Annotated in this window: 17 protein-coding genes; 8 read left to right on the forward strand and 9 right to left on the reverse strand. The window is 72.3% G+C overall.

The features are described 5' to 3' along the window. Nucleotides 1-29: 29 nt before the first annotated feature. From IF20_RS22080 to IF20_RS22090, 3 genes are all read right to left on the reverse strand, one after another. Nucleotides 30-965 carry an Ig domain-containing protein gene (locus IF20_RS22080; protein ID WP_052866991.1) on the reverse strand — a complete coding sequence of 312 codons (936 nt, stop codon included), beginning with the start codon at nt 963-965 and terminating at the stop codon, nt 30-32. Then, entirely contained in the window at nt 965-2,113 is a 1,149-nt protein-coding gene (locus IF20_RS22085; protein ID WP_199896703.1) for a MotA/TolQ/ExbB proton channel family protein, read from the reverse strand. The genes IF20_RS22080 and IF20_RS22085 overlap by 1 nt, the downstream gene beginning before the upstream one ends. A 180-nt stretch (nt 2,114-2,293) precedes the next feature. Further along, nucleotides 2,294-3,352, reverse strand: a complete 1,059-nt coding sequence (locus tag IF20_RS22090) for a trypsin-like peptidase domain-containing protein (protein ID WP_052866993.1) — start codon at nt 3,350-3,352, stop codon at nt 2,294-2,296. 136 nt (nt 3,353-3,488) lie between these two features. Between IF20_RS22090 and IF20_RS22095 the strand changes: the two genes are divergently transcribed. Beyond that, on the forward strand, nt 3,489-4,286 hold the full coding sequence (locus IF20_RS22095; RefSeq protein WP_052867160.1) for a phosphatase: 798 nt from the start codon (nt 3,489-3,491) through the stop codon (nt 4,284-4,286). 9 nt (nt 4,287-4,295) lie between these two features. Here the strand turns inward: IF20_RS22095 and IF20_RS22100 are convergent, their stop codons facing one another. From IF20_RS22100 to IF20_RS22115, 4 genes are all read right to left on the reverse strand, one after another. Then, nucleotides 4,296-5,255 carry a cation diffusion facilitator family transporter gene (locus IF20_RS22100; RefSeq protein WP_052866994.1) on the reverse strand — a complete coding sequence of 320 codons (960 nt, stop codon included), beginning with the start codon at nt 5,253-5,255 and terminating at the stop codon, nt 4,296-4,298. 23 nt (nt 5,256-5,278) lie between these two features. Beyond that, complete coding sequence (locus IF20_RS22105) at nt 5,279-6,166, reverse strand: acyl-CoA thioesterase (RefSeq protein ID WP_052866995.1); 888 nt, start codon at nt 6,164-6,166, stop codon at nt 5,279-5,281. Nucleotides 6,167-6,185: 19 nt separating this feature from the next. After that, nucleotides 6,186-7,343: an acyl-CoA dehydrogenase family protein gene (locus tag IF20_RS22110; protein WP_052866996.1), complete on the reverse strand. Its 1,158-nt coding sequence runs from the start codon at nt 7,341-7,343 to the stop codon at nt 6,186-6,188. Between the two features lie 106 nt (nt 7,344-7,449). Beyond that, nucleotides 7,450-8,067 carry an SACE_7040 family transcriptional regulator gene (locus IF20_RS22115; protein ID WP_052866997.1) on the reverse strand — a complete coding sequence of 206 codons (618 nt, stop codon included), beginning with the start codon at nt 8,065-8,067 and terminating at the stop codon, nt 7,450-7,452. An 85-nt stretch (nt 8,068-8,152) separates the two neighbouring features. On the opposite strand from IF20_RS22115, the gene IF20_RS22120 reads away from it, so the two are divergent. From IF20_RS22120 to IF20_RS22135, 4 genes are read left to right on the forward strand one after another with little or no spacing between them, the layout of a single operon-like run. After that, a complete protein-coding gene (locus tag IF20_RS22120; protein ID WP_407702537.1) occupies nt 8,153-9,805 on the forward strand; it encodes a carboxyl transferase domain-containing protein in 1,653 nt (550 codons plus the stop codon). Nucleotides 9,806-9,816: 11 nt separating this feature from the next. After that, nucleotides 9,817-11,778 (forward strand): ATP-binding protein, encoded by a 1,962-nt coding sequence (locus IF20_RS22125; RefSeq protein WP_052866999.1) that lies wholly within the window; start codon nt 9,817-9,819, stop codon nt 11,776-11,778. After that, complete coding sequence (locus IF20_RS22130; protein ID WP_052867000.1) at nt 11,775-12,749, forward strand: hydroxymethylglutaryl-CoA lyase; 975 nt, start codon at nt 11,775-11,777, stop codon at nt 12,747-12,749. Before IF20_RS22125 ends, IF20_RS22130 begins: the two co-directional genes overlap by 4 nt. Nucleotides 12,750-12,760: 11 nt before the next feature. Further along, a complete protein-coding gene (locus tag IF20_RS22135; RefSeq protein WP_052867161.1) occupies nt 12,761-13,930 on the forward strand; it encodes an acyl-CoA dehydrogenase family protein in 1,170 nt (389 codons plus the stop codon). Between the two features lie 18 nt (nt 13,931-13,948). Here the strand turns inward: IF20_RS22135 and IF20_RS22140 are convergent, their stop codons facing one another. Next, a complete protein-coding gene (locus tag IF20_RS22140) occupies nt 13,949-15,550 on the reverse strand; it encodes a beta-N-acetylhexosaminidase (RefSeq protein ID WP_052867001.1) in 1,602 nt (533 codons plus the stop codon). Nucleotides 15,551-15,767: 217 nt separating this feature from the next. Here IF20_RS22140 and IF20_RS22145 point away from each other — a divergent pair, with 217 nt between their 5' ends. Both IF20_RS22145 and glmS read left to right on the forward strand, forming a co-directional pair. Next, nucleotides 15,768-16,043, forward strand: a complete 276-nt coding sequence (locus tag IF20_RS22145) for a hypothetical protein (RefSeq protein ID WP_052867002.1) — start codon at nt 15,768-15,770, stop codon at nt 16,041-16,043. Nucleotides 16,044-16,086: 43 nt separating this feature from the next. Further along, nucleotides 16,087-17,907, forward strand: a complete 1,821-nt coding sequence (gene glmS, locus IF20_RS22150) for a glutamine--fructose-6-phosphate transaminase (isomerizing) (RefSeq protein WP_052867003.1) — start codon at nt 16,087-16,089, stop codon at nt 17,905-17,907. 414 nt (nt 17,908-18,321) lie between these two features. Here glmS and IF20_RS22155 read toward each other — a convergent pair whose 3' ends face one another. Next, entirely contained in the window at nt 18,322-18,843 is a 522-nt protein-coding gene (locus IF20_RS22155; protein WP_052867004.1) for a universal stress protein, read from the reverse strand. 444 nt (nt 18,844-19,287) lie between these two features. On the opposite strand from IF20_RS22155, the gene IF20_RS22160 reads away from it, so the two are divergent. Further along, nucleotides 19,288-19,593, forward strand: a complete 306-nt coding sequence (locus IF20_RS22160) for a hypothetical protein (protein ID WP_052867005.1) — start codon at nt 19,288-19,290, stop codon at nt 19,591-19,593. Nucleotides 19,594-19,912: the final 319 nt, after the last annotated feature.

Raw genomic sequence — 19,912 nt, forward strand, 5'->3', positions numbered from 1 at the left:
CCGTGCGCCTCCCCGCGCCCTGCCCCGCCTCACCGGCGTCCTCCGAAGAGTCCGGGGACGCCGGGGCTGACCCCGCCCCGCGCGCCGAAGAAGATGACCTTGAGGAAGCCCAGGACGACGAGCAGGCCGATCCCCGCCAGCGCGAGCACCCACCAGGGCGAGGCCCACAGCTCGCCCCAGAAGCCGCTGTCCGCCTGCTTCTCGCGCGGCTCGCCGACCGCCAGGCGGGCCTGCTGCTCGGTCGCGGCCCCGGCGCTGTCGGTGACCCGGACGGTGAAGAGGAAGCTGCCGCCCTTCTCGGGCGTGCCGCTCAGCGCCCCGTCCTTGGACAGCCGCATGCCGGGCGGCAGATCACCCACGGCCCGCCAGCTGTACGGGCCGTCACCGGCCGTGGCCTGGAAGCGGTGCGTGGCGTACCGCGCGCCCTTCCGCGCCTCGGGCAGCGCCAGGGTCTTGGCGACCACCCGCAGGCTCGGCCGCTGGGAGCCCGCCTCGGCGGCCCGTACGACCGCCAGCCGCAGCGTGCGCTCCGCCTGCTGCCCCGCGGCGTCCCGCACCCGCACCGTCGTGGTCACCGCGCCGCCCTCGCCGGACGCCCCGGAGGCGTGCCGGGCGCGGCCGGTGACCACGCCGTCCCCGGTCAGCTTCAGCCCCTCGGGGAGCCGGCCGGCGGCCCGGTCCCAGTGGTACGGCGGGCGGCCGCCGACCGCGGCGAGCGTGAGGGCGTACTGCTTGCCGGCCACCGCGTCCGGCGCGGCGGCGGTGGCGACCTTGATCTGCGGTGGGCGGGTCTCGTCCGGGCGGTCGGCCGGGGCGTTGGCGCTGACCAGGGCCAGCAGCACGGCCATGAACATCAGGGTGGCGATGATGATGAGCAGCAGGTCGATGAAGCGCAGCTCCACCGGGGCCGCGTCCCCCTCGCCGCGCCGTCCCCCGAAGCTCCGCGCTCCCCCGAGGCCGCGCATCACAGTCCGCCGTTCACACGGCCGCCGCCGAAGCCGCCGGGGCCGCCCCGGAAGTCCTGGGGGCCGCGCGGGCCGACCGGGCCGCCGGGACCGGCGGGACCGGCGGGACCGGCGGGCCCGTTGCCGAAGTCGCCGTCGTCACCCGGCAGGATCGTCCTGCCGTCCGGTGTCCCGCCGCGCGGGATCCGGACCGGGGTGAGGACCATGTCGCGGTCCAGCCCCGCACCGATGGCGGACAACTGCGTCCCGATGGAGGACAGCTGGCGGACGATCTCCTCGGAGCGGTCCGGGCGCTCCTCGCCGCCCAGCCGGGTCCTGGCCGCCTCGGTGCGCAGCCGGCCCAGCTCGGTGTTCAGATCCTTCATCGCGGCCACGGCGGTCCGCATGGCCGTGCCCATCTCCTCCGCCGCTCGGCTCTCGGCGGACCAGTCGGGCCGGGGGGCGGCCCGCGCGCCGCTCCTGAGCTGCGTCAGCGCCCGCTCGTCCGCCTTGAGCAGCAGCCGCTCCTCGTGGGTGTGCACCATCGAGACCAACAGGTGGCAGACCACGCTGGAGCCGAGCGCGAAGAGCGTGATGCTGAACGCGCCGGCCAGCGGCGGGATGACGTCCCGCACCAGCGTGTGGCTCAGCTCGGCGTACGAGGAGGTCCTGGCGACCGCGCCGCCGAGTCCTCCGATGGACCGCGCCATCTCCGCCGCCGTGCCGATGAAGCCGAGCGCGGGCAGCGCCCAGACCAGCGCGCGGATCAGGGCGTACGGCGTCTCGGAGCGCGCGGCGTGCACCGCGGAGCGGCCCGCGACCAGCGCCTCGGCGCGCTCGGGATCCTGCCGTTGGGCATCTTCGGCGGCCTGTTGCAGCAAGCGCTGCATGTCACTCGTCCCGGTCGGCCGGCCGTACCCGGTCGCGCGGCCGTACCTGCTCAGCGCCGCGGCCTCCCGGCCGTTGTGCACCAGCCGGACCCACAGCATCGCCAGCACCCAGAAGGTGACCGCGAGCACCGCGCTCGCCAGGACCCGCGACACCCCGCCGCGATCGACCATCTCCTGGAGCGGTGCCACCGCTCCCGTCGCTCCCGAGGACACCAGGAGCACCGCCAGCGCGACGCCCGCAGCGCCGCACAAGAAGAACGTCCCCCGTAGTTTGTTCACGCCTACTCCCTTGTGCTCAGGCGGCGTTGAGGCCCCTTACGACTTTTCGCGTACCTCCTCACTATGGCGTGACGAGCCTCGCCCGTACCGAAGTTCCCACCCGTCACTCCATCGAGTGGTGTATAGCGAAAAAGCGGGCGCCGTAAAGGAGTTGGCGGCAAGAGGCCGATGCGTGGCGGGTCAGGCGAGCGAACTGGTCTGGCCGTCGTCGACGAACTCCAGCTGCCAGTGGGGCAGCGCCGCCACCCCGGGGTCGTCGGGCGAGGCCCCGGCGGCCTCCTCCGAACGCAGCGCCGCCGGGATGAGGACCCGGTCACCGTTGCGCAGCCGGGTCCGCCCGCCTCGCGGCACCGGCTGCGGCAGCTCGTCGCCCACGTGCCACACGAAGGCCTGCGGTCCGTCGGGCCGCACCTGCACGCACCACTGCCCCCACTCGTGCACCAGCCGGCAGTGCCAGCGGCTCACCACGTGCGGCCGCCGCGACGCCAGCAGGATGTCCGCCTCGGCACCCGAGCCGTTGCTGCGCCCCACCCAGAACTCGCGCCGGTCCGGGCCGCCGGCGCGCAGCGGCACCAGCCGGGCGGGCGCGCCGTACGGGTCGTGCACCCACAGCCGTACCGGGTACGGCTCGGCGAGGTCCGGCCAGTGGGCGCGCAGGCCGTCCACGGGCACGGCGTACCCGGTCCGCAGCTGGGCGTCGCGGTCCACCGCGGTCACCATGCCGACCACGGCCTTCAGGTCCGCGTCCCAGAGGGGCGAGCCGCTGAAGCCGCGCGCGGCCGGGTGGCCCTGCGCCCCCGGGACGGTGAACTGGAGCAGCCCGCCCGCCGTGCGGCCCGTCAGCCGCCCGGTGGCCCACACCCCGTCCGGGTGACCGACGGGGAACCCGTACACGTCGAAACCGTGCCCGGCCGGCATGTCGGCGTCGTCCAGCGGCGCGGGGCAGGCCCCGGCGGGCACCCGGGCGGGCCGCAGGACGGCGAGGTCGTCGCGGCTGCCCACGGGGGCCTCCGTGCGGCTCAGCACGATGCGCGCCGGGATGCCCCGGCCGCCTTCCACGAAGGGGAGGTCGATCAGCACGCCGGCCGGACCGCCGTCCGCGCCCGTGGCCGGGCCGACGACATGGGCGCAGGTCAGCACCGTTCCGTTGGCGCACAGCACGCCCCCGCCGAGCACCGGCCCGTCCGCCGCCGACCGGATCCGCACCTGCCACAGCGGCCTGGCCGCCTGCCTGTCCACCCCTGGCTCCCCCTCGCCCGCCCTCGCCCACCGCGCCGCCGGAACACCGCGATCGTAGGCACGAAGGAGTGCCCGGGGCGTCCGGGCAGTGGAACTCGCCCGCCTCCGGCTGATCCGTCCCGGCACAATGGGCTTCATGCCGATAACCTCCGCCCCTGCTCCCAGCCGCGCCGAGCTGATCGACCACCTCGTCCGCACCCGGATCGCCGGCGACGTCGCCACGCCCCGGGAGAACAACCTCGACCACTACCGCAAGCTCGCCAACGGCGACCGCCACTACTGGTTCGGCCTGGAACTGGGCGACCGGTGGAGAGACGAGCAGGACGTGCTCGCCGTGATGGCCGAGCGCTGCGGCGTCAGCGACGACCCCGACCACCGGCACGGCCAGGACACCATCGACCCCGAGCTGACGGTGGCCGCGCTGGAGCGGATGGCGGCGGTGCTGCGCAAGGCGGCGGCCGGGCAGCAGCGGGTGCTGTTCGCGACCGGCCACCCGGGCGGGCTGCTGGACGTGCACATCGCCACGGCCGCCGCGCTGCGGGCCCGGGGCTGCGACATCGTGGTCGTGCCGGACGGGCTGACCGCCGATGACGGCGTGGTCTTCCAGTTCGGCCAGGTGGCGATGTTGGAGCGGGGCGCGACGCTGTGGCACACGCACTCGCCGGGCCCGATGGCGGCGATCCTGGACGGGCTGGAGCGGGCGGGGCAGCCGCTGCCGGACCTGGTGGTCGCGGACCACGGCTGGGCGGGCTGCGCGGGGCAGCGCGGCATCGACGCGGTCGGCTACGCGGACTCCAACGACCCGGCGCTCTTCCTCGCCGAGTCGGAGGGCACCCTCCAGGTCACGGTCCCGCTGGACGACCACGTCCGCAGCCCGCGTCACTACGACCCGCTGACGGCGTACCTGCTGACCGCGGCGGGCCTGGTGGACTGACCGGCGCCCTTACGGGGCCCGCTGCCCGCTGCCCGGCGTCGGGTCCAGGAAGACCCGGCGGACGGCGGGGAAGCGGGCACGGAGGGACCGCTCGGCCTCCTCGCAGGACCGTTCGACCTCCGCCGCGGTGGCCAGGTCGCGGAAGTCGACCTTCGCGGCGACCAGCACCTCGTCCGGCCCCTGCACGACGGTGACCAGCTCCAGCACCGCCACCACGTCCGGCACGGCCAGCAGTCGCTCCCGTACCGCGTCCCGCATCGCCGGCGGGAGCGACCGCCCGATGATCAGCTGGGCGTTGCTGCGGCCCAGCACCCAGGCGACGTACACCAGCAGCAGCCCGATGAGGACCGCGGCGACGCCGTCCCAGACCCCCGAGCCGGTGAGCTGCCCGCCCAGCAGGCCGCCCGCCGCCAGCAGCAGCCCGGCCAGCGCCGCGGAGTCCTCCATCACCACCGCCTTCACGGCGGTGTCGGGGGTGTGCCGCACATACCGGCGCAGGCCCACCCCGAAGCGCGCCGCCGCGGCGCGTGCCTGCCGGATGCCGGTACGCAGCGAGTAGCCCTCCAGGAGGAAGGCGACGGCGAGGATGACGTAGGAGACCAGCGGGTCGCCCGGCTCTTCGCCGTGCAGGAAGGTGTGGATGCCGTCGTACACGGAGAAGACCGCGCCGCCCACGAAGGTGGCGACGGAAGCGAGCAGGGCCCAGATGTACCGCTCCTGGCCGTGACCGAGCGGGTGGTCTTCGTCCGCCGGCTTCGCGCTGCGCTTCAGGGCCGTGAGGAGCAGCAGTTCGGTGACGGTGTCGGCGACGGAGTGCGCGGCTTCGGACAGCATCGCGCTGGACCCGCTGATCATGCCGCCCACGGCCTTGGCGGCGGCGATGCCGAGGTTGGCTCCCGCTGCGACGAGGACGGTGCCGGTGCTCTCGCCCGTACCGTCCTCCGCCGCCTCGGTCTGCACGCTGTCCACAAGGCGGAAGTATGCCCGCTTTGTCACCGCGGCGCGCGGATCACGCCCTCCTGGATCACCGACACCGCGAGCTGTCCCTCGGCGGTGAAGATGCGCCCCTTGCCCAGGCCGCGGCCGCCCTGCGCGGTCGGCGACTCCTGGTCGTACAGCAGCCACTCGTCCGCCTTCAGCGGGCGGTGGAACCACATCGCGTGGTCCAGGCTCGCGCCCACCACGTCGCCGACGGCCCAGCCGCCGCGCCCGTGCGCGAGCAGCACCGAGTCCAGCAGCGTCATGTCGGAGACGTAGGTGACCAGGCAGATGTCCAGGAGCGGCCGGGGGATGCCGGGGTCGCCGTCGAGCTTGCCCTGGGTGCGGAACCAGACCTGCGAGCGGGGCTCGCGCACCTGCCCCGCGGTGGCGAACGGCGGCTCCTCGACGTACCGCAGGTCCACCGCGGCCCGCGCCTCCAGCAGCCGCTGCGCGACCCCCTCGCCGACGAACCGGTCCGCGTAGCGCGGCAGCATCTCGGCGGCGGTGGGCAGCGTGAGCGGGTCCGGCACGGCCGGCATCGGCTCCTGGTGCTCCATGCCCTCCTCGTGCGCGTGGAAGGACGCGGTGAGGTGGAAGATCTGCTGGCCGTGCTGGACGGCGACGACCCGGCGGGTGGTGAAGGACCGGCCGTCGCGGATCCGGTCGACGGTGTAGACGATGGGCGCGCCGGGGTCACCGGGGCGCAGGAAGTACGCGTGCAGGGAGTGCGGCGGCCGCTCGGCGGGGACCGTACGGCCCGCCGCGACCAGCGCCTGGGCCGCCACCTGCCCGCCGAAGACCCGGGGGACCACGGCGGGCCGGGACTGCCCGCGGTAGATGTCCTCCTCGATCTGCTCCAGGGTGAGCAGATCGAGGAGGGATTCCAGTGCGTCGTTCATGGACGTCGGAGAAGGGGCCTCAGAGGCCCATCGACTTGGCGATGATCGACTTCATGACCTCGTTGGTGCCGCCGTAGATGCGGTTGACGCGGTTGTCCGCGTACAGGCGGGCGATCGGGTACTCGTTCATGTAGCCGTAGCCGCCGTGCAGCTGGAGGCAGCGGTCGATGACGCGGTGCGCGACCTCGGTGCAGAACAACTTGGCGGAGGCGGCCTCGGCCGCGGTCAGCTCGCCCGCGTCCAGGGCCTCCAGGGCGCGGTCGGCGACGGCCTCGGCCGCGTCCACCTCGGCCTGGCAGGCGGCCAGCTCGAACTTGGTGTTCTGGAAGGACGCGACGGTCTTGCCGAAGACGGTGCGGTCCTGCACGTACTGCTGCGCGAACCGGACGGCGGCCTTGGCCTGCGCGTACGCGCCGTAGGCGATGCCCCAGCGCTCGGAGGGGAGGTTCTTGCCGAGGTAGTAGAAGCCCTTGTTCTCCTCGCCGAGCAGGTCCTCGGCCGGCACCTTCACGTCGACGAACGCCAGCTCGGCGGTGTCGGAGGTCTTCAGGCCCAGCTTGTCCAGCTTGCGGCCGACGGAGTAGCCCTCGGACTTGGTGTCCACGGCGAAGAGGGAGATACCGAAGCGGCGGTCGTCCTCCTTCGGCGCGGAGGTACGGGCGCAGACGATCACGCGGTCGGCGTGCACGCCGCCGGTGATGAAGGTCTTGGCGCCGTTGAGGACGTAGTGCGTGCCGTCCTCGGAGCGCTTGGCGGTGGTCTTCATGCCCGCGAGGTCGGAGCCGGTGCCCGGCTCGGTCATCGCCAGGGCCCACATCTCCTCGGCGGAGACGAACTTCGGCAGGTAGCGCTTCTTCTGCTCGTCGGTGGCGAGCATCTTGATGTAGGGCAGGGCGAGCAGCACGTGCACGCCGGAGCCGCCGAAGTTCACGCCCGCGCGGGCGGTCTCCTCGTACTGGACGGCCTCGAACTTGTGCGACTCAAGGCCCGCGCCGCCGAACTCCTCGGGGACGTTGATGCCGAAGAGGCCCAGCTCGGCGAGCTTGTAGTAGAACTCGCGGGGCACCTGCCCGGCCTGGAACCACTCGTCGAAGACCGGCACGACCTCGGCCTCGATGAAGGCGCGGATGGTGTCCCGGAACGCCTCGTGGTCCTCGTTGAATACCGTCCGCTTCACAGCCGCCTCCTGGACATTCCGACTCACTACGCTGGCTAAGCGCTTGCTCAGCGAAAGCTACCGGTCGGTTACGCCGACTGTCCAGGGTTCAAGAAAGCGACCCCGATCACCTCGCCACGGCGCGGTCCGGGTCGGCCGCCGCGGCGAACGCGCCCAGCGCCAACCGCTTCAACAGGGCCTCCGTGGACGAGCGGGGCGGCAGGCTGGCGCGCGGGCTCAGGTGCGGGGTGGAGTTCAGCAGGCCGAAGACGGCGTGCACGGCGGCCCGCGCCTCGGACTCCGTGCAGGCCGGGTAGACCTCGCGGACGACCTCGACCCACAGCTCGACGTACTGGCGCTGGAGCTGGCGGACCCGCTTGCGGTCCGCCTCGCGCAGCCGGTCCAGCTCCCGGTCGTGGACGGTGATCAGCGGGCGGTCGTCCAGCGCGAAGTCGATGTGCCCCTCGATCAGCGCGTGCAGCACCTGCTCGGCGCTCTCGCCGCCGTCGGCGACCCGCAGCCGGCCGCCGTCCAGCAGCCGCTCGCTGATCCCGACCAGCAGCTCGGCGAGCATCGCGTCCTTGCCGGCGAAGTGGCGGTACAGGCCGGGACCGGAGATCCCGACCGCGGCGCCTATCTCGTCCACGCCGACGCCGTGGAAGCCGCGCTCGGCGAAGAGCCGCGCGGCCTCTTTGAGGATCTGCTCGCGACGGCTGACGGCGGCGGGGGCCTTCGTGCTGCTCATGGCTCCAATTGTAGACAGGCGGGTTAGTGCTCGTTAACCTGAACGCAATCGTGTTAACGACCACTAACAAGGGGCGGGTGCGACGATGGAGCAGGCTCCGGTACTGGGGGACGATGGGGGTGCCCCCGCGCGAGCGCAGTCGAGCGTGGGGGAAGACCCCGCGGCCGACTCCTGGCGGGCCAACGAGGCCGCGCACCGCGCGCTCGTGGACGAGCTGCGCGCGAAGCTCGCGGCGGCCCGGCAGGGCGGCGGCGAGAAGGCCAGGGCACGGCACACGGCACGCGGCAAGCTGCTGCCCAGGGACCGGGTGGACAGCCTGCTGGACCCGGGCTCACCCTTCCTGGAGCTGGCCCCGCTGGCGGCGGACGGGATGTACGACGGCGCAGCGCCGGCGGCCGGCGTGATCGCGGGCATCGGCCGGGTCTCGGGCCGCGAGGTGGTGATCGTCGCCAACGACGCCACGGTCAAGGGCGGCACGTACTACCCGATGACCGTGAAGAAGCACCTCCGCGCCCAGGAGGTCGCCCTGGAGAACCGCCTCCCCTGCGTCTACCTGGTCGACTCCGGCGGCGCCTTCCTGCCCATGCAGGACGAGGTCTTCCCCGACCGCGAGCACTTCGGGCGGATCTTCTACAACCAGGCCCGGATGTCCGGCGCCGGCATCCCGCAGATCGCCGCCGTCCTCGGGTCCTGCACGGCGGGCGGCGCGTACGTCCCCGCGATGAGCGACGAGGCCGTGATCGTCCGCAACCAGGGCACGATCTTCCTCGGCGGCCCGCCGCTGGTGAAGGCCGCGACCGGCGAGGTCGTCACGGCCGAGGAGCTGGGCGGCGGCGAGGTGCACTCCCGCACCTCGGGCGTCACCGACCACCTCGCGGAGGACGACGCGCACGCCCTGCGCATCGTCCGCACGATCGTCGGCACCCTCGGCGAGCGCGCCCCGCTCCCCTGGAGCGTACGGACGGTGGAGGAGCCCAAGGCCGACCCGGCCGGGCTGTACGGCATGGTCCCCACCGACTCCCGCACCCCCTACGACGTCCGCGAGGTCATCGCCCGCCTCGTCGACGGCTCGCGCTTCGCGGAGTTCAAGGCGGAGTACGGCCAGACGCTGGTCACCGGCTTCGCGCACCTGCACGGCCACCCGGTCGGCATCGTCGCCAACAACGGCATCCTCTTCTCGGAGTCCGCCCAGAAGGGCGCGCACTTCATCGAGCTGTGCGACCAGCGCGGCATCCCGCTGGTGTTCCTGCAGAACATCTCCGGCTTCATGGTCGGCAAGGACTACGAAGCGGGCGGCATCGCCAAGCACGGCGCCAAGATGGTCACGGCGGTGGCCTGCACCCGCGTGCCCAAGCTGACCGTCGTGATCGGCGGCTCGTACGGCGCGGGCAACTACTCCATGTGCGGCCGGGCCTACTCCCCCCGCTTCCTGTGGATGTGGCCGAACGCCAAGATCTCCGTCATGGGCGGCGAGCAGGCCGCCTCGGTCCTCGCGACCGTCAAGCGCGACCAGCTCGAAGCGCGCGGCGAGGAGTGGCCCGCGGAGGCGGAGGACGCCTTCAAGGCGCCGATCCGCGAGCAGTACGAGACGCAGGGCAACGCCTACTACGCCACGGCCCGGCTCTGGGACGACGGCGTGATCGACCCGATGGAGACCCGGCAGGTGCTGGGTCTGGCCCTCACCGCCTGCGCCAACGCCCCGCTGACCGACCCCGCCTTCGGCGTCTTCCGGATGTGAGGACCTCCACCATGTTCAGCACAGTCCTGGTCGCCAACCGCGGCGAGATCGCGGTCCGCGTCATCCGCACCCTCCGGTCCCTGGGCATCCGCTCGGTCGCCGTCTTCAGCGACGCGGACGCCGAAGCCCGGCACGTACGCGAGGCGGACACCGCCGTCCGCATCGGCCCCCCGCCCGCGACGGAGAGCTACCTCTCCATCGAGCGCCTCCTCGAAGCGGCGGCCCGCACGGGCGCGGAGGCCATCCACCCGGGCTACGGCTTCCTCGCGGAGAACGCCGCGTTCGCCCGCGCGGTCACCGACGCGGGGCCGGCCTTCATCGGCCCGTCCGCCGACGCCATCTCGCTGATGGGCGACAAGATCCGCGCGAAGGAGACCGTGCGGGCGGCCGGCGTGCCGGTCGTGCCGGGCTCCTCCGGCAGCGGCCTGACCGACGCCGAACTGGCCGCCGCGGCGCGGGAGATCGGCATGCCGGTCCTGCTCAAGCCGTCCGCCGGCGGCGGCGGCAAGGGCATGCGGCTGGTGCGCGACGAGGCGCTGCTCACGGACGAGATCGCGGCGGCCCGGCGCGAGGCCCGCGGCTCCTTCGGCGACGACACCCTTCTCGTCGAGCGCTGGGTCGACCGCCCGCGCCACATCGAGATCCAGGTGCTCGCGGACGGCCACGGCAACGTGATCCACCTCGGGGAGCGCGAGTGCTCGCTCCAGCGCCGCCACCAGAAGATCATCGAGGAGGCGCCGAGCGTCCTGCTGGACGAGGCGACCCGCGCCGCGATGGGCGCCGCCGCCGTGGAAGCGGCGCGCTCGTGCGGCTATGTGGGCGCGGGCACGGTCGAGTTCATCGTCCCCGGCGACGACCCCGCCTCGTACTACTTCATGGAGATGAACACCCGCCTCCAGGTCGAGCACCCGGTGACGGAGCTGATCACCGGCCTGGACCTGGTCGAGTGGCAGCTGCGGGTCGCGGCCGGCGAGGAACTCCCGTACGGCCAGGACGACATCACCCTCACCGGGCACGCGGTCGAGGCCCGGATCTGCGCGGAAACCGTGTCCGTCAAGGAAGGGGCCCGCGGCTTCCTGCCGTCCGGCGGCACGGTCCTCGCGCTGCACGAGCCCGCCGGCGACGGGGTGCGGACGGACTCCGGGCTCTCGGAGGGCACGGAGGTCGGCTCGCTGTACGACCCGATGCTCGCCAAGGTGATCGCGTACGGGCCCGACCGGGCGACCGCGCTGCGCAAGCTGCGGGCCGCGCTCGCCGACACGGTCATCCTCGGGGTGCCCACCAACACCGGCTTCCTGCGCCGGCTGCTGGCCCATCCGGCGGTCGTCGCCGGGGAGCTGGACACCGGTCTGGTGGAGCGCGAGGTGGACGGCCTGGTCGACGGGGCCGTGCCCGAGGAGGTGTACGCGGCGGGCGCGGCCGTGCGGCGAGCCGCGCTGGCGCCGGCCGCCGCCGGCGACGGCTGGACCGACCCGTTCTCCGTACCGAGCGGCTGGCGGCTGGGCGGTGAGGCGGCCCCGCCCGCCTTCTGGCTGCGGGTGCCGGGCCAGGAGCCGGTCCGCTCCGCCGGGCAGGGCCGGGTCACCGCGGACCGGGTCGCCGTCACCGTCGACGGCGTACGCCACACCTTCGTACGGGCCGGGGACTGGCTCGGCCGGGACGGCGACGCCTGGCACGTGCAGGACCACGACCCGGTGGCGGCCACCCTCGCGGGCGCGGCCGGCGCGCACGGCGCCGACTCCCTCACCGCGCCGATGCCCGGCACGGTCACGGTGGTCAAGGCCGCGGTCGGCGACCGCGTCGAGGCCGGACAGGGCCTGGTGGTGGTGGAGGCGATGAAGATGGAGCACGTCATCGCCGCGCCGCACGCCGGCACCGTCGCCGAACTCGACGTGACACCGGGCAGCACGGTCGCCATGGACCAGGTGCTGGCCGTGATCACCCCCGACGAGCCGGAGGAGGACCGGCGATGACACCAGGACTGCCGATGCCGGTACCCGCGCCCGGGCTGCCCGCACGCGTCCGCATCCACGAAGTGGGCGCGCGGGACGGGCTGCAGAACGAGCAGACGGTGATCCCGACGGAGATCAAGGCGGAGTTCGTCCGCCGGCTGGCCGCCGCGGGCCTGGACACCGTCGAGGCGACCAGCTTCGTGCACCCCAAGTGGGTGCCCCAACTGGCCGACGCCGAGCGGCTAATCCCGGCGGTGCGCGACCTCGCGCCCGAGGTGCGGCTGCCCGTCCTCGTGCCGAACGAGCGCGGCCTGGACCGGGCGCTGACGCTGGGCGCGGACCGGATCGCGGTCTTCGGCAGCGCCACCGAGTCCTTCGCCAAGGCCAACCTCAACCGCACGGTGGACGAGGCGCTGGCGATGTTCGCGCCGGTCGTCGCCCGCGCCAAGGAGGCGGGCGCGCACGTACGCGGCTACCTCTCCATGTGCTTCGGCGACCCCTGGGAGGGCCCCGTGCCGGTCCCCCAGGTCGTCCGGGTCTGCCGCGCGCTGCTGGACCAGGGCTGCGATGAACTGAGCCTCGGCGACACCATCGGCGTCGCCACGCCCGGCCACGTCACCGCCCTGCTCACCGCCCTGAACGAAGCGGGCGTTGCCACGGACGTGCTCGGCGTGCACTTCCACGACACCTACGGACAGGCGCTGGCCAACACCTTGGCCGCGCTGCAGCACGGCGTCACCACCGTCGACGCCTCGGCGGGCGGCCTGGGCGGCTGCCCGTACGCCAAGAGCGCCACCGGCAACCTCGCCACCGAGGACCTGGTGTGGATGCTCCGCGGCCTCGGCATCGAGACCGGGGTCGACCTGGAGCGGCTGACCGCCACCAGCGTCTGGATGGCGGAGCGGCTGGGCCGGCCGAGCCCGTCCCGCACCGTCCGCGCGCTCTCCGCGTCCCTCGGCTCCCCCGACTCCCTCGACTCCCACAAGGAGTGACCCCCATGTCACTGGACCACCGCCTCCCCTCCGAGCTGGAGGAACTGCGCACCACGGTCGAGGCGTTCGCCCACGACGTCGTCGCGCCGAAGATCGGCGAGTTCTACGAGAACCACCAGTTCCCTTACGAGATCGTGCGCGAGATGGGCCGGATGGGCCTCTTCGGGCTGCCCTTCCCCGAGGAGTACGGCGGCATGGGCGGCGACTACCTCGCGCTCGGCATCGCCCTGGAGGAGCTGGCCCGGGTCGACTCCTCGGTGGCGATCACCCTGGAGGCCGGCGTCTCGCTCGGCGCCATGCCGCTGTACCACTTCGGCACGGAGGAGCAGAAGCGGACCTGGCTGCCCAGGCTCTGCTCGGGCGAGATGCTGGGCGCGTTCGGGCTGACCGAGCCGGAGGCCGGCTCCGACGCGGGCGGCACGAAGACCACCGCGCGGCTGGACGCGGCCACCGACGAGTGGGTGATCAACGGCAGCAAGTGCTTCATCACCAACTCGGGCACGGACATCACGGGCCTGGTCACGGTCACGGCCGTCACCGGCCACAAGGCTGTGCCTGATTCCTCCGGCGTGCGCCCGCTGATCTCCGCGATCATCGTGCCGGCCGGCACCCCCGGCTTCACGGTCGCGGCCCCGTACTCCAAGGTCGGCTGGAACGCCTCCGACACGCGCGAACTGTCCTTCTCCGACGTGCGCGTGCCGGCCGCCAACCTGCTGGGCGAGGAGGGCCGCGGCTACGCCCAGTTCCTGCGCATCCTGGACGAGGGCCGGATCGCCATCGCCGCACTGGCCACCGGGCTCGCGCAGGGCTGCTTGGACGAGTCGGTGCGGTACGCGAAGGAGCGGAGGTCCTTCGGGAAGCCGATCGGGGAGAACCAGGCCATACAGTTCAAACTCGCCGACATGGAGATGCGCGCCCACACCTCCCGGCTGGCCTGGCGGGACGCGGCCTCCCGCCTGGTGCACGGCGAGCGCTTCAAGAAGGAGGCCGCGCTGGCGAAGCTGTACTCCTCGGAGATCGCGGTCACCAACGCCCGTGAGGCCACCCAGATCCACGGCGGCTACGGCTTCATGAACGAGTACCCGGTCGCCCGCATGTGGCGCGACTCCAAGATCCTGGAGATCGGCGAGGGCACCAGCGAGGTCCAGCGCATGCTGATCGCGCGGGAGCTGGGGTTCTGACCAGCACCCCGTGAGCCCTCACTCCGCGGGCCACGGCACCTGCGGCGACCGGTAGTAGGTGATGCCCATCGCGTCCCAGCGCGGGCCCTGGGACGCGAGCCGCACCTTGTACCGGTCCCAGTCGTGCGTGCTCGCGGGCGACCACCCCAACTCCGCGATCCCCGGAAGCCGGGGGAACGCCATGTACTCGACCTGCGCGCTCTCGGAGAGCGTCTCGGACCACAGCGGGGCCTCCACGCCGAGGACCGAGCCGGCCGGCGCCCCCGCGAGGTACGTACCGGGGTCCCAGTCGTAGGACCGCTCGACCGGCACGTACCCGGCCCAGTGCAGCCCCCACGGGGTGTCCTTGGTGTACTGCATGTCCATGTAGGCCCGGTCGGCGGGCGACAGCACCAGCTTCGTGCCCTTCTTCGCCTCGTCGACGACCTGTGCCTTCTCGGCCGCACCCGTCGCGTCGTAGCCCCAGTACTGCGCCACCGCACCCTTGATCGGCGTGGCGCCGGTCAGCTGGTGCCAGCCGATCACCGTCTTGCCGTACTTCGCGACCACCGGCTGCACCTTGTTCATGAAGGTGACGTAGTCCTCGTGGCTGGTGGAGTGCGCCTCGTCCCCGCCGATGTGGAGGTACGGGCCGGGGGTCATGGCCGCCAGCTCGCGGATGACGTCGTCCACGAAGTCGTACGTCACCGGCTTCGGCACGCAGAAGGAGCTGAAGCCGACCTCGGTGCCGGTGTAGAGCGGCGGGGCGACGCCGTCGCAGTTCAGCTCGGCGTACGAGGCGAGGGCCGCGTTGGTGTGGCCCGGCATGTCGATCTCGGGGACGACGGTGAGGTAGCGGCTCTGCGCGTACCGGACGATCTCCTTGTAGTCGGCCTTCGTGTAGTAGCCGCCGGGGCCGCCGCCGACCTGCGTGGAGCCGCCGTACGTGGCGAGCCGGGGCCAGGAGTCGATCGCGATGCGCCAGCCCTGGTCGTCGGAGAGGTGCAGGTGCAGCTTGTTGATCTTGTAGAGCGCGAGCTGGTCGATGTAGCGCTTGACCTTGTCCACGGAGAAGAAGTGGCGGGAGACGTCCAGCATCGCGCCGCGGTAGGCGTAGCGCGGGGTGTCCGTGATCGTGCCGGCGGCGATCGTCCAGGGGCCGGGCTGCGCCGTGCGCCGCTCCGCCGCCGCGGGCAGCAGCTGACGCAGCGTCTGGACGCCGTGGAAGAGGCCGGCCGGGCGGGCCGCGGTGAGGGTGACGGCGCGGCCGGTGACGGTGAGCCGGTAGCCCTCGGCGCCCAGCTTCCGTATCTCCGGCGCCTTGGCGGCGAGCCGGAGGACGATACCGTCGCCGCCCCTTGCGGTGACGGGGAGCGCGTAGCCGGTGGAGGGGCGCAGCACGTCCGCCAGGTACGCGGCGACCCGCTTCGTCTCGCCGGTGGCCCCGGGGACGCGGATGGCGGTCCGCTCCGTGAGGCGGTGCACGCCGGGGGCCGGGCGGACCGAGACCGGCGCCGGGACGATGCGGTCCAGCGGCACGGGGTCGGCGGCGGGCCGTGCGGCGGCGGGCGTCGCGCCCGCCGTGCCCAGGCCGGCCGCGGCCACCAGGAGGAGGGAGCAGAGCAATCTGTGCGGTCTCACGAGTGACACGGGTGATCCCTTCGGCGAGCTTCGTGCATGACATGGCGTCGTGCATGGCATGGAGCAACCGAACGCTCACCTTGCGTACCGTGCGTCACACCGGCGGTCAAGGTGTGGACCACTTCCACTCGGGCTCTCTCGGGCGGCCCGGCGACACGCCTGCCCGATATCGGGCAGATTTCTTGCGAAAGCGCGCCTGGCACCGCAGTATCGACAGGTGCTCGATCGCCGTCCGTCCCACGAGGACCTTGTAGAACACCTGGTACGCAGTACGCCGCTGCAGCGCGGCGAGGCGGTCCGGGTGATCCAGGACGTCCTCGCGTACTTCGACGAGACGACCGAGGTGTTCGTTCGCCGCAGACACCGCGAACTGCAGGGCCAGGGCCTGCGCAACGACGCGATCTTCGAGCGGATCGCCCACGAGCTGCCGCACCGCGCCGTGGCCCCGCCCGAGCTCTCGATACGTCAGCTGCGCCGCCTCGTCTACGGCTGAACCAGCGGAGCACCACGAACCATCGATCAGGGAGGGTCCATCCATGTGCGGAATCGTCGGATATATCGGAAAGCGTGATGTCGCTCCGCTGCTCCTGGAAGGGCTGCAGCGTCTGGAGTACCGGGGTTACGACTCCGCCGGCATCGCCATCCACGCCTCCGGCAAGGCCGGCGGGCTGAAGACCGCCAAGGCCAAGGGGCGCGTACGGGAGCTGGAGTCGCGGCTGCCGAAGCGGTTCGCCGGCACCACCGGCATCGCCCACACCCGCTGGGCCACCCACGGCGCGCCCAACGACGAGAACGCCCACCCGCACACCGACGCCGAGGGCAAGGTCGCGCTCGTCCACAACGGCATCATCGACAACGCCGCCGACCTGCGTGCCCGGCTCACCGCCGAGGGCGTGGAGTTCGCCTCCGAGACCGACACCGAGGTCCTCGCGCACCTGATCGGCCGCTCCGAGGCCGGCACGCTGGAGGAGAAGGTCCGCGAGGCGCTGCGGCACATCGAGGGCACGTACGGCATCGCCGTGCTGCACGCCGACTTCGCCGACCGCATCGTCGTCGCCCGCAACGGCTCGCCCGTCGTGCTGGGCATCGGCGAGAAGGAGATGTTCGTCTCCTCCGACGTCGCCGCGCTCGTCTCGCACACCCGCCAGGTCGTCACCCTCGACGACGGCGAGATGGCCACGCTCAAGGCCGACGACTACCGCACGTACACCACCGAGGGCTCGCGCACGACCTCCTCCCCGGAGACCGTCGAGTACGCCGCCGAGTCCTACGACATGGGCGCGCACGACACGTACATGCACAAGGAGATCTCCGAGCAGGCGGACGCGGTGGACCGCGCGCTGCGCGGCCGCATCGACGACCGCTTCTCCACCGTGCACCTGGGCGGCCTCAACCTGGACGCGCGCGAGGCGCGGGGCGTCCGCCGGGTCAAGATCCTGGGCTGCGGCACCTCGTACCACGCGGGCCAGATCGGCGCGCAGATGATCGAGGAGCTGGCCCGGATCCCCTCGGACGCCGAGCCGGCCTCCGAATTCCGCTACCGCAACCCGGTCGTGGACCCCGACACGCTCTACGTCGCGGTCTCGCAGTCCGGTGAGACCTACGACGTGCTCGCCGCCGTCCAGGAGCTGAAGCGCAAGGGCGCGCGGGTGCTGGGCCTGGTGAACGTGGTCGGCTCGGCGATCGCCCGGGAGACCGACGGCGGCATCTACGTGCACGCCGGGCCCGAGGTCTGCGTGGTCTCCACCAAGTGCTTCACCAACATGGTGGTCTCCTTCGCGCTGCTCGCGCTGCACCTGGGCCGCATCCGCGACCTGTCCGTGGCGGACGGCAAGCGGATCATCGACGGGCTGCGCCGGCTGCCGGAGCAGATCACCGAGATCCTGGAGAACGAGGCGGAGATCAAGAAGCTCGCGGAACTGTATGCGGATGCGAAGTCGATGATGTTCATCGGCCGGGTCCGCGGCTACCCCGTGGCGCGCGAGGCCTCCCTGAAGCTCAAGGAGGTCTCCTACATCCACGCCGAGGCGTACCCGGCCTCCGAGCTCAAGCACGGCCCGCTGGCGCTCATCGAGCCGGCGATGCCGACCGTGGCGATCGTCCCCGACGACGACCTGCTGGAGAAGAACCGCGCGGCGATGGAGGAGATCAAGGCCCGCAGCGGCCGCATCCTCGCCGTCGCGCACGCGGAGCAGGAGAAGGCCGACCACACGATCGTGGTCCCGAAGAACGAGCCCGAGCTCGACCCCATCCTCATGGGTATCCCGCTCCAACTCCTCGCGTACCACACGGCCCTGACGCTCGGTCGCGACATCGACAAGCCCCGCAACCTCGCCAAGTCGGTCACGGTGGAATAGCAGTAAAAGACCCACCGGGCGCCGCAACCATCAATTGAGGAACCACAACGGCGAGCAACCCGGTCCGCGAGAGCGGCTGGGGGCACCTCCCAGCGGTAGCTGGGGGAGGCTTAGCCGCAAAGGGAGAGTGAGGTGGGCCCCCGGTCGCGCCACCATACGAACCGGAGGTCCACCTCACGATGCCGGCGTCGCCCTAACGCCGGCAGTGATGCCGCCTTCCCGGGAACCGTCACACCCGGGCGGCAGCACGCTGCGTGAAGGGCTTGTACCCCTCACAAGCGCACAACCCACCTCTACGAGTCAGTAGATTTGTCGACTACTGCCGGGATATGACGTCTCATCACGCCGAAGTGACGTACCCGTGCAGACGCGAGGACGAGGCCGAATACGTACGGTGCGGACGGCCGCCCGCCGTCACGGAACGACGATCACCGGTCGCTGTGCGCGACGCGCGAGCCGGCCGGCGACCGAACCGAAGATCCGCCCGACGATGCCGTGCGTGGAGCCGACCACGATGGCGTCGGCCGCGTACTCCCGGCCGACCTCCTCCAGTTCGTGGCAGATGTCGCCGCCCCGCTCGACCAGGACCCAGGAGAGCTCGGCGAGGTGGTCGGCGCAGGCCAGCTCCAGCCCCAGGACCTCCGTACGATGGTCGGGGACGTCCACGAAGACGGGCGGTTCGCAGCCCGCCCAGACGGTCGTGGGGAGTCGGTTGGCGACATGAACGATGATCAGCCCGGAGCCCGAGCGCCGGGCCATGCCGATGGCGTAGGCCAGGGCACGCTCGCTGGAGACCGAGCCGTCGAAGCCCACCACCACACCGTGCTGGAAGGCGGGGTCGCAGGAGTGGCGTGACTGTTCCGCCGCTTCGAGGTCCGCCATGGGATCGGCGACCTGCTTGCGGTCCGCGGGTTCGGAGAATTCGTGACCGGCCATGAGTGTCTCGGCGAAGGGGAGCCCTCGTACCCAGAGGCGGAGGGGAACGACGATTGACTTGTTCGGGCAGTTGACTGAACTGGGCGGAGAGCGGGGCGACGGCGATGGTTCAATGCCGAACAATACGGCCGGGAATCATCTTCCCAACCCCTTACCCCAAGAGTACGGCGCCACTCCTCCCCTGCCCAGGGTCTCCGTAAACGGCGCTTGTCCCTTTTGACCGGACAGCGCCCCCGAACGTTCCCCGGAGCATGCCGGAGCGTCGCGCCGTTGGCAATGGCCTCCAGCTCCTTCATATGGAGGCCGCCGCTCCGATGCGGAGGGCGTGACTCCGGTACGACCGCCTCTGCTCCGTCCGAACCCCCCGCGGTGACTCCCCGTGGCCGCCGGCGTTGTTCCAGTGGTCCCGCGCGGTCGGTGCGGATCACTCGGAAGGAGCCCCCCTTGCCCGGTACGCCTCACCCACCCGTGGACCCCGTGCGCGACGTGGTCCGGTGGGCCGCCTTCAGCTGCGCACTGGTTCCGCTTGTCCTCCTCGTGTGCGGTTCGTCGCTCGGCGGGGCGGCCGGCACCGCCATCGGGCTCACGGCGGTCACGTGCGCCTGCCGGGCGCTGCTGCGGCAGTCCGAGCGGACCGCCGCCCGGCTGGCCGTCGAACGCGTCTCCGTGCACCGCGGACGGCACGGCAGAACGGGCCTGGGGGCGCACCGGGGCGGACGCCACGGCGGGGGGCGCACGCCGGGGGATTGAGGCGCTCACGCGCGGGTGCGGGGGTGCTCGCACGGGCACCCGCGACCCTTTTCAGCCAACTTCGACCCTCGGCACATCCCTTGGCAAAAGCGACCCCCAACCGCCCTTTGAACTGGATGGAAAGGACCGCACGGCGTGGTTGTGCCCCACGACGGACGGGCAGGGGCGGGAGGCGTACTTCCCAGCGGAGCCCACGAGTGGAACGCTTCGTGATCGAATGCTTCGCGCCAAGTTGCCATATCGACTTACCAGCAGGTGGTGAACTTGGCACTCCATCCTCACGGGACACAGTAGATTCGATCTTGGCAATCACGGCGGG

It is taken from the genome of Streptomyces niger, assembly GCF_000718305.1.
In the GTDB taxonomy this organism is placed as follows: Bacteria; Actinomycetota; Actinomycetes; order Streptomycetales; family Streptomycetaceae; genus Streptomyces; species Streptomyces niger.

What these genes read in the sequence shown, in the direction of transcription:
- IF20_RS22080 (WP_052866991.1), bottom strand. Translation starts at nt 965, where the DNA reads ATGCGCGGCCTCGGGGGAGCGCGGAGCTTCGGGGGACGGCGCGGCGAG.
- IF20_RS22095 (WP_052867160.1), top strand. Translation starts at nt 3,489, where the DNA reads ATGCCGATAACCTCCGCCCCTGCTCCCAGCCGCGCCGAGCTGATCGAC.
- IF20_RS22105 (WP_052866995.1), bottom strand. Translation starts at nt 6,166, where the DNA reads ATGAACGACGCACTGGAATCCCTCCTCGATCTGCTCACCCTGGAGCAG.
- IF20_RS22115 (WP_052866997.1), bottom strand. Translation starts at nt 8,067, where the DNA reads ATGAGCAGCACGAAGGCCCCCGCCGCCGTCAGCCGTCGCGAGCAGATC.
- IF20_RS22120 (WP_407702537.1), top strand. Translation starts at nt 8,153, where the DNA reads ATGGAGCAGGCTCCGGTACTGGGGGACGATGGGGGTGCCCCCGCGCGA.
- IF20_RS22125 (WP_052866999.1), top strand. Translation starts at nt 9,817, where the DNA reads ATGTTCAGCACAGTCCTGGTCGCCAACCGCGGCGAGATCGCGGTCCGC.
- IF20_RS22130 (WP_052867000.1), top strand. Translation starts at nt 11,775, where the DNA reads ATGACACCAGGACTGCCGATGCCGGTACCCGCGCCCGGGCTGCCCGCA.
- glmS (WP_052867003.1), top strand. Translation starts at nt 16,087, where the DNA reads ATGTGCGGAATCGTCGGATATATCGGAAAGCGTGATGTCGCTCCGCTG.
- IF20_RS22155 (WP_052867004.1), bottom strand. Translation starts at nt 18,843, where the DNA reads ATGGCCGGTCACGAATTCTCCGAACCCGCGGACCGCAAGCAGGTCGCC.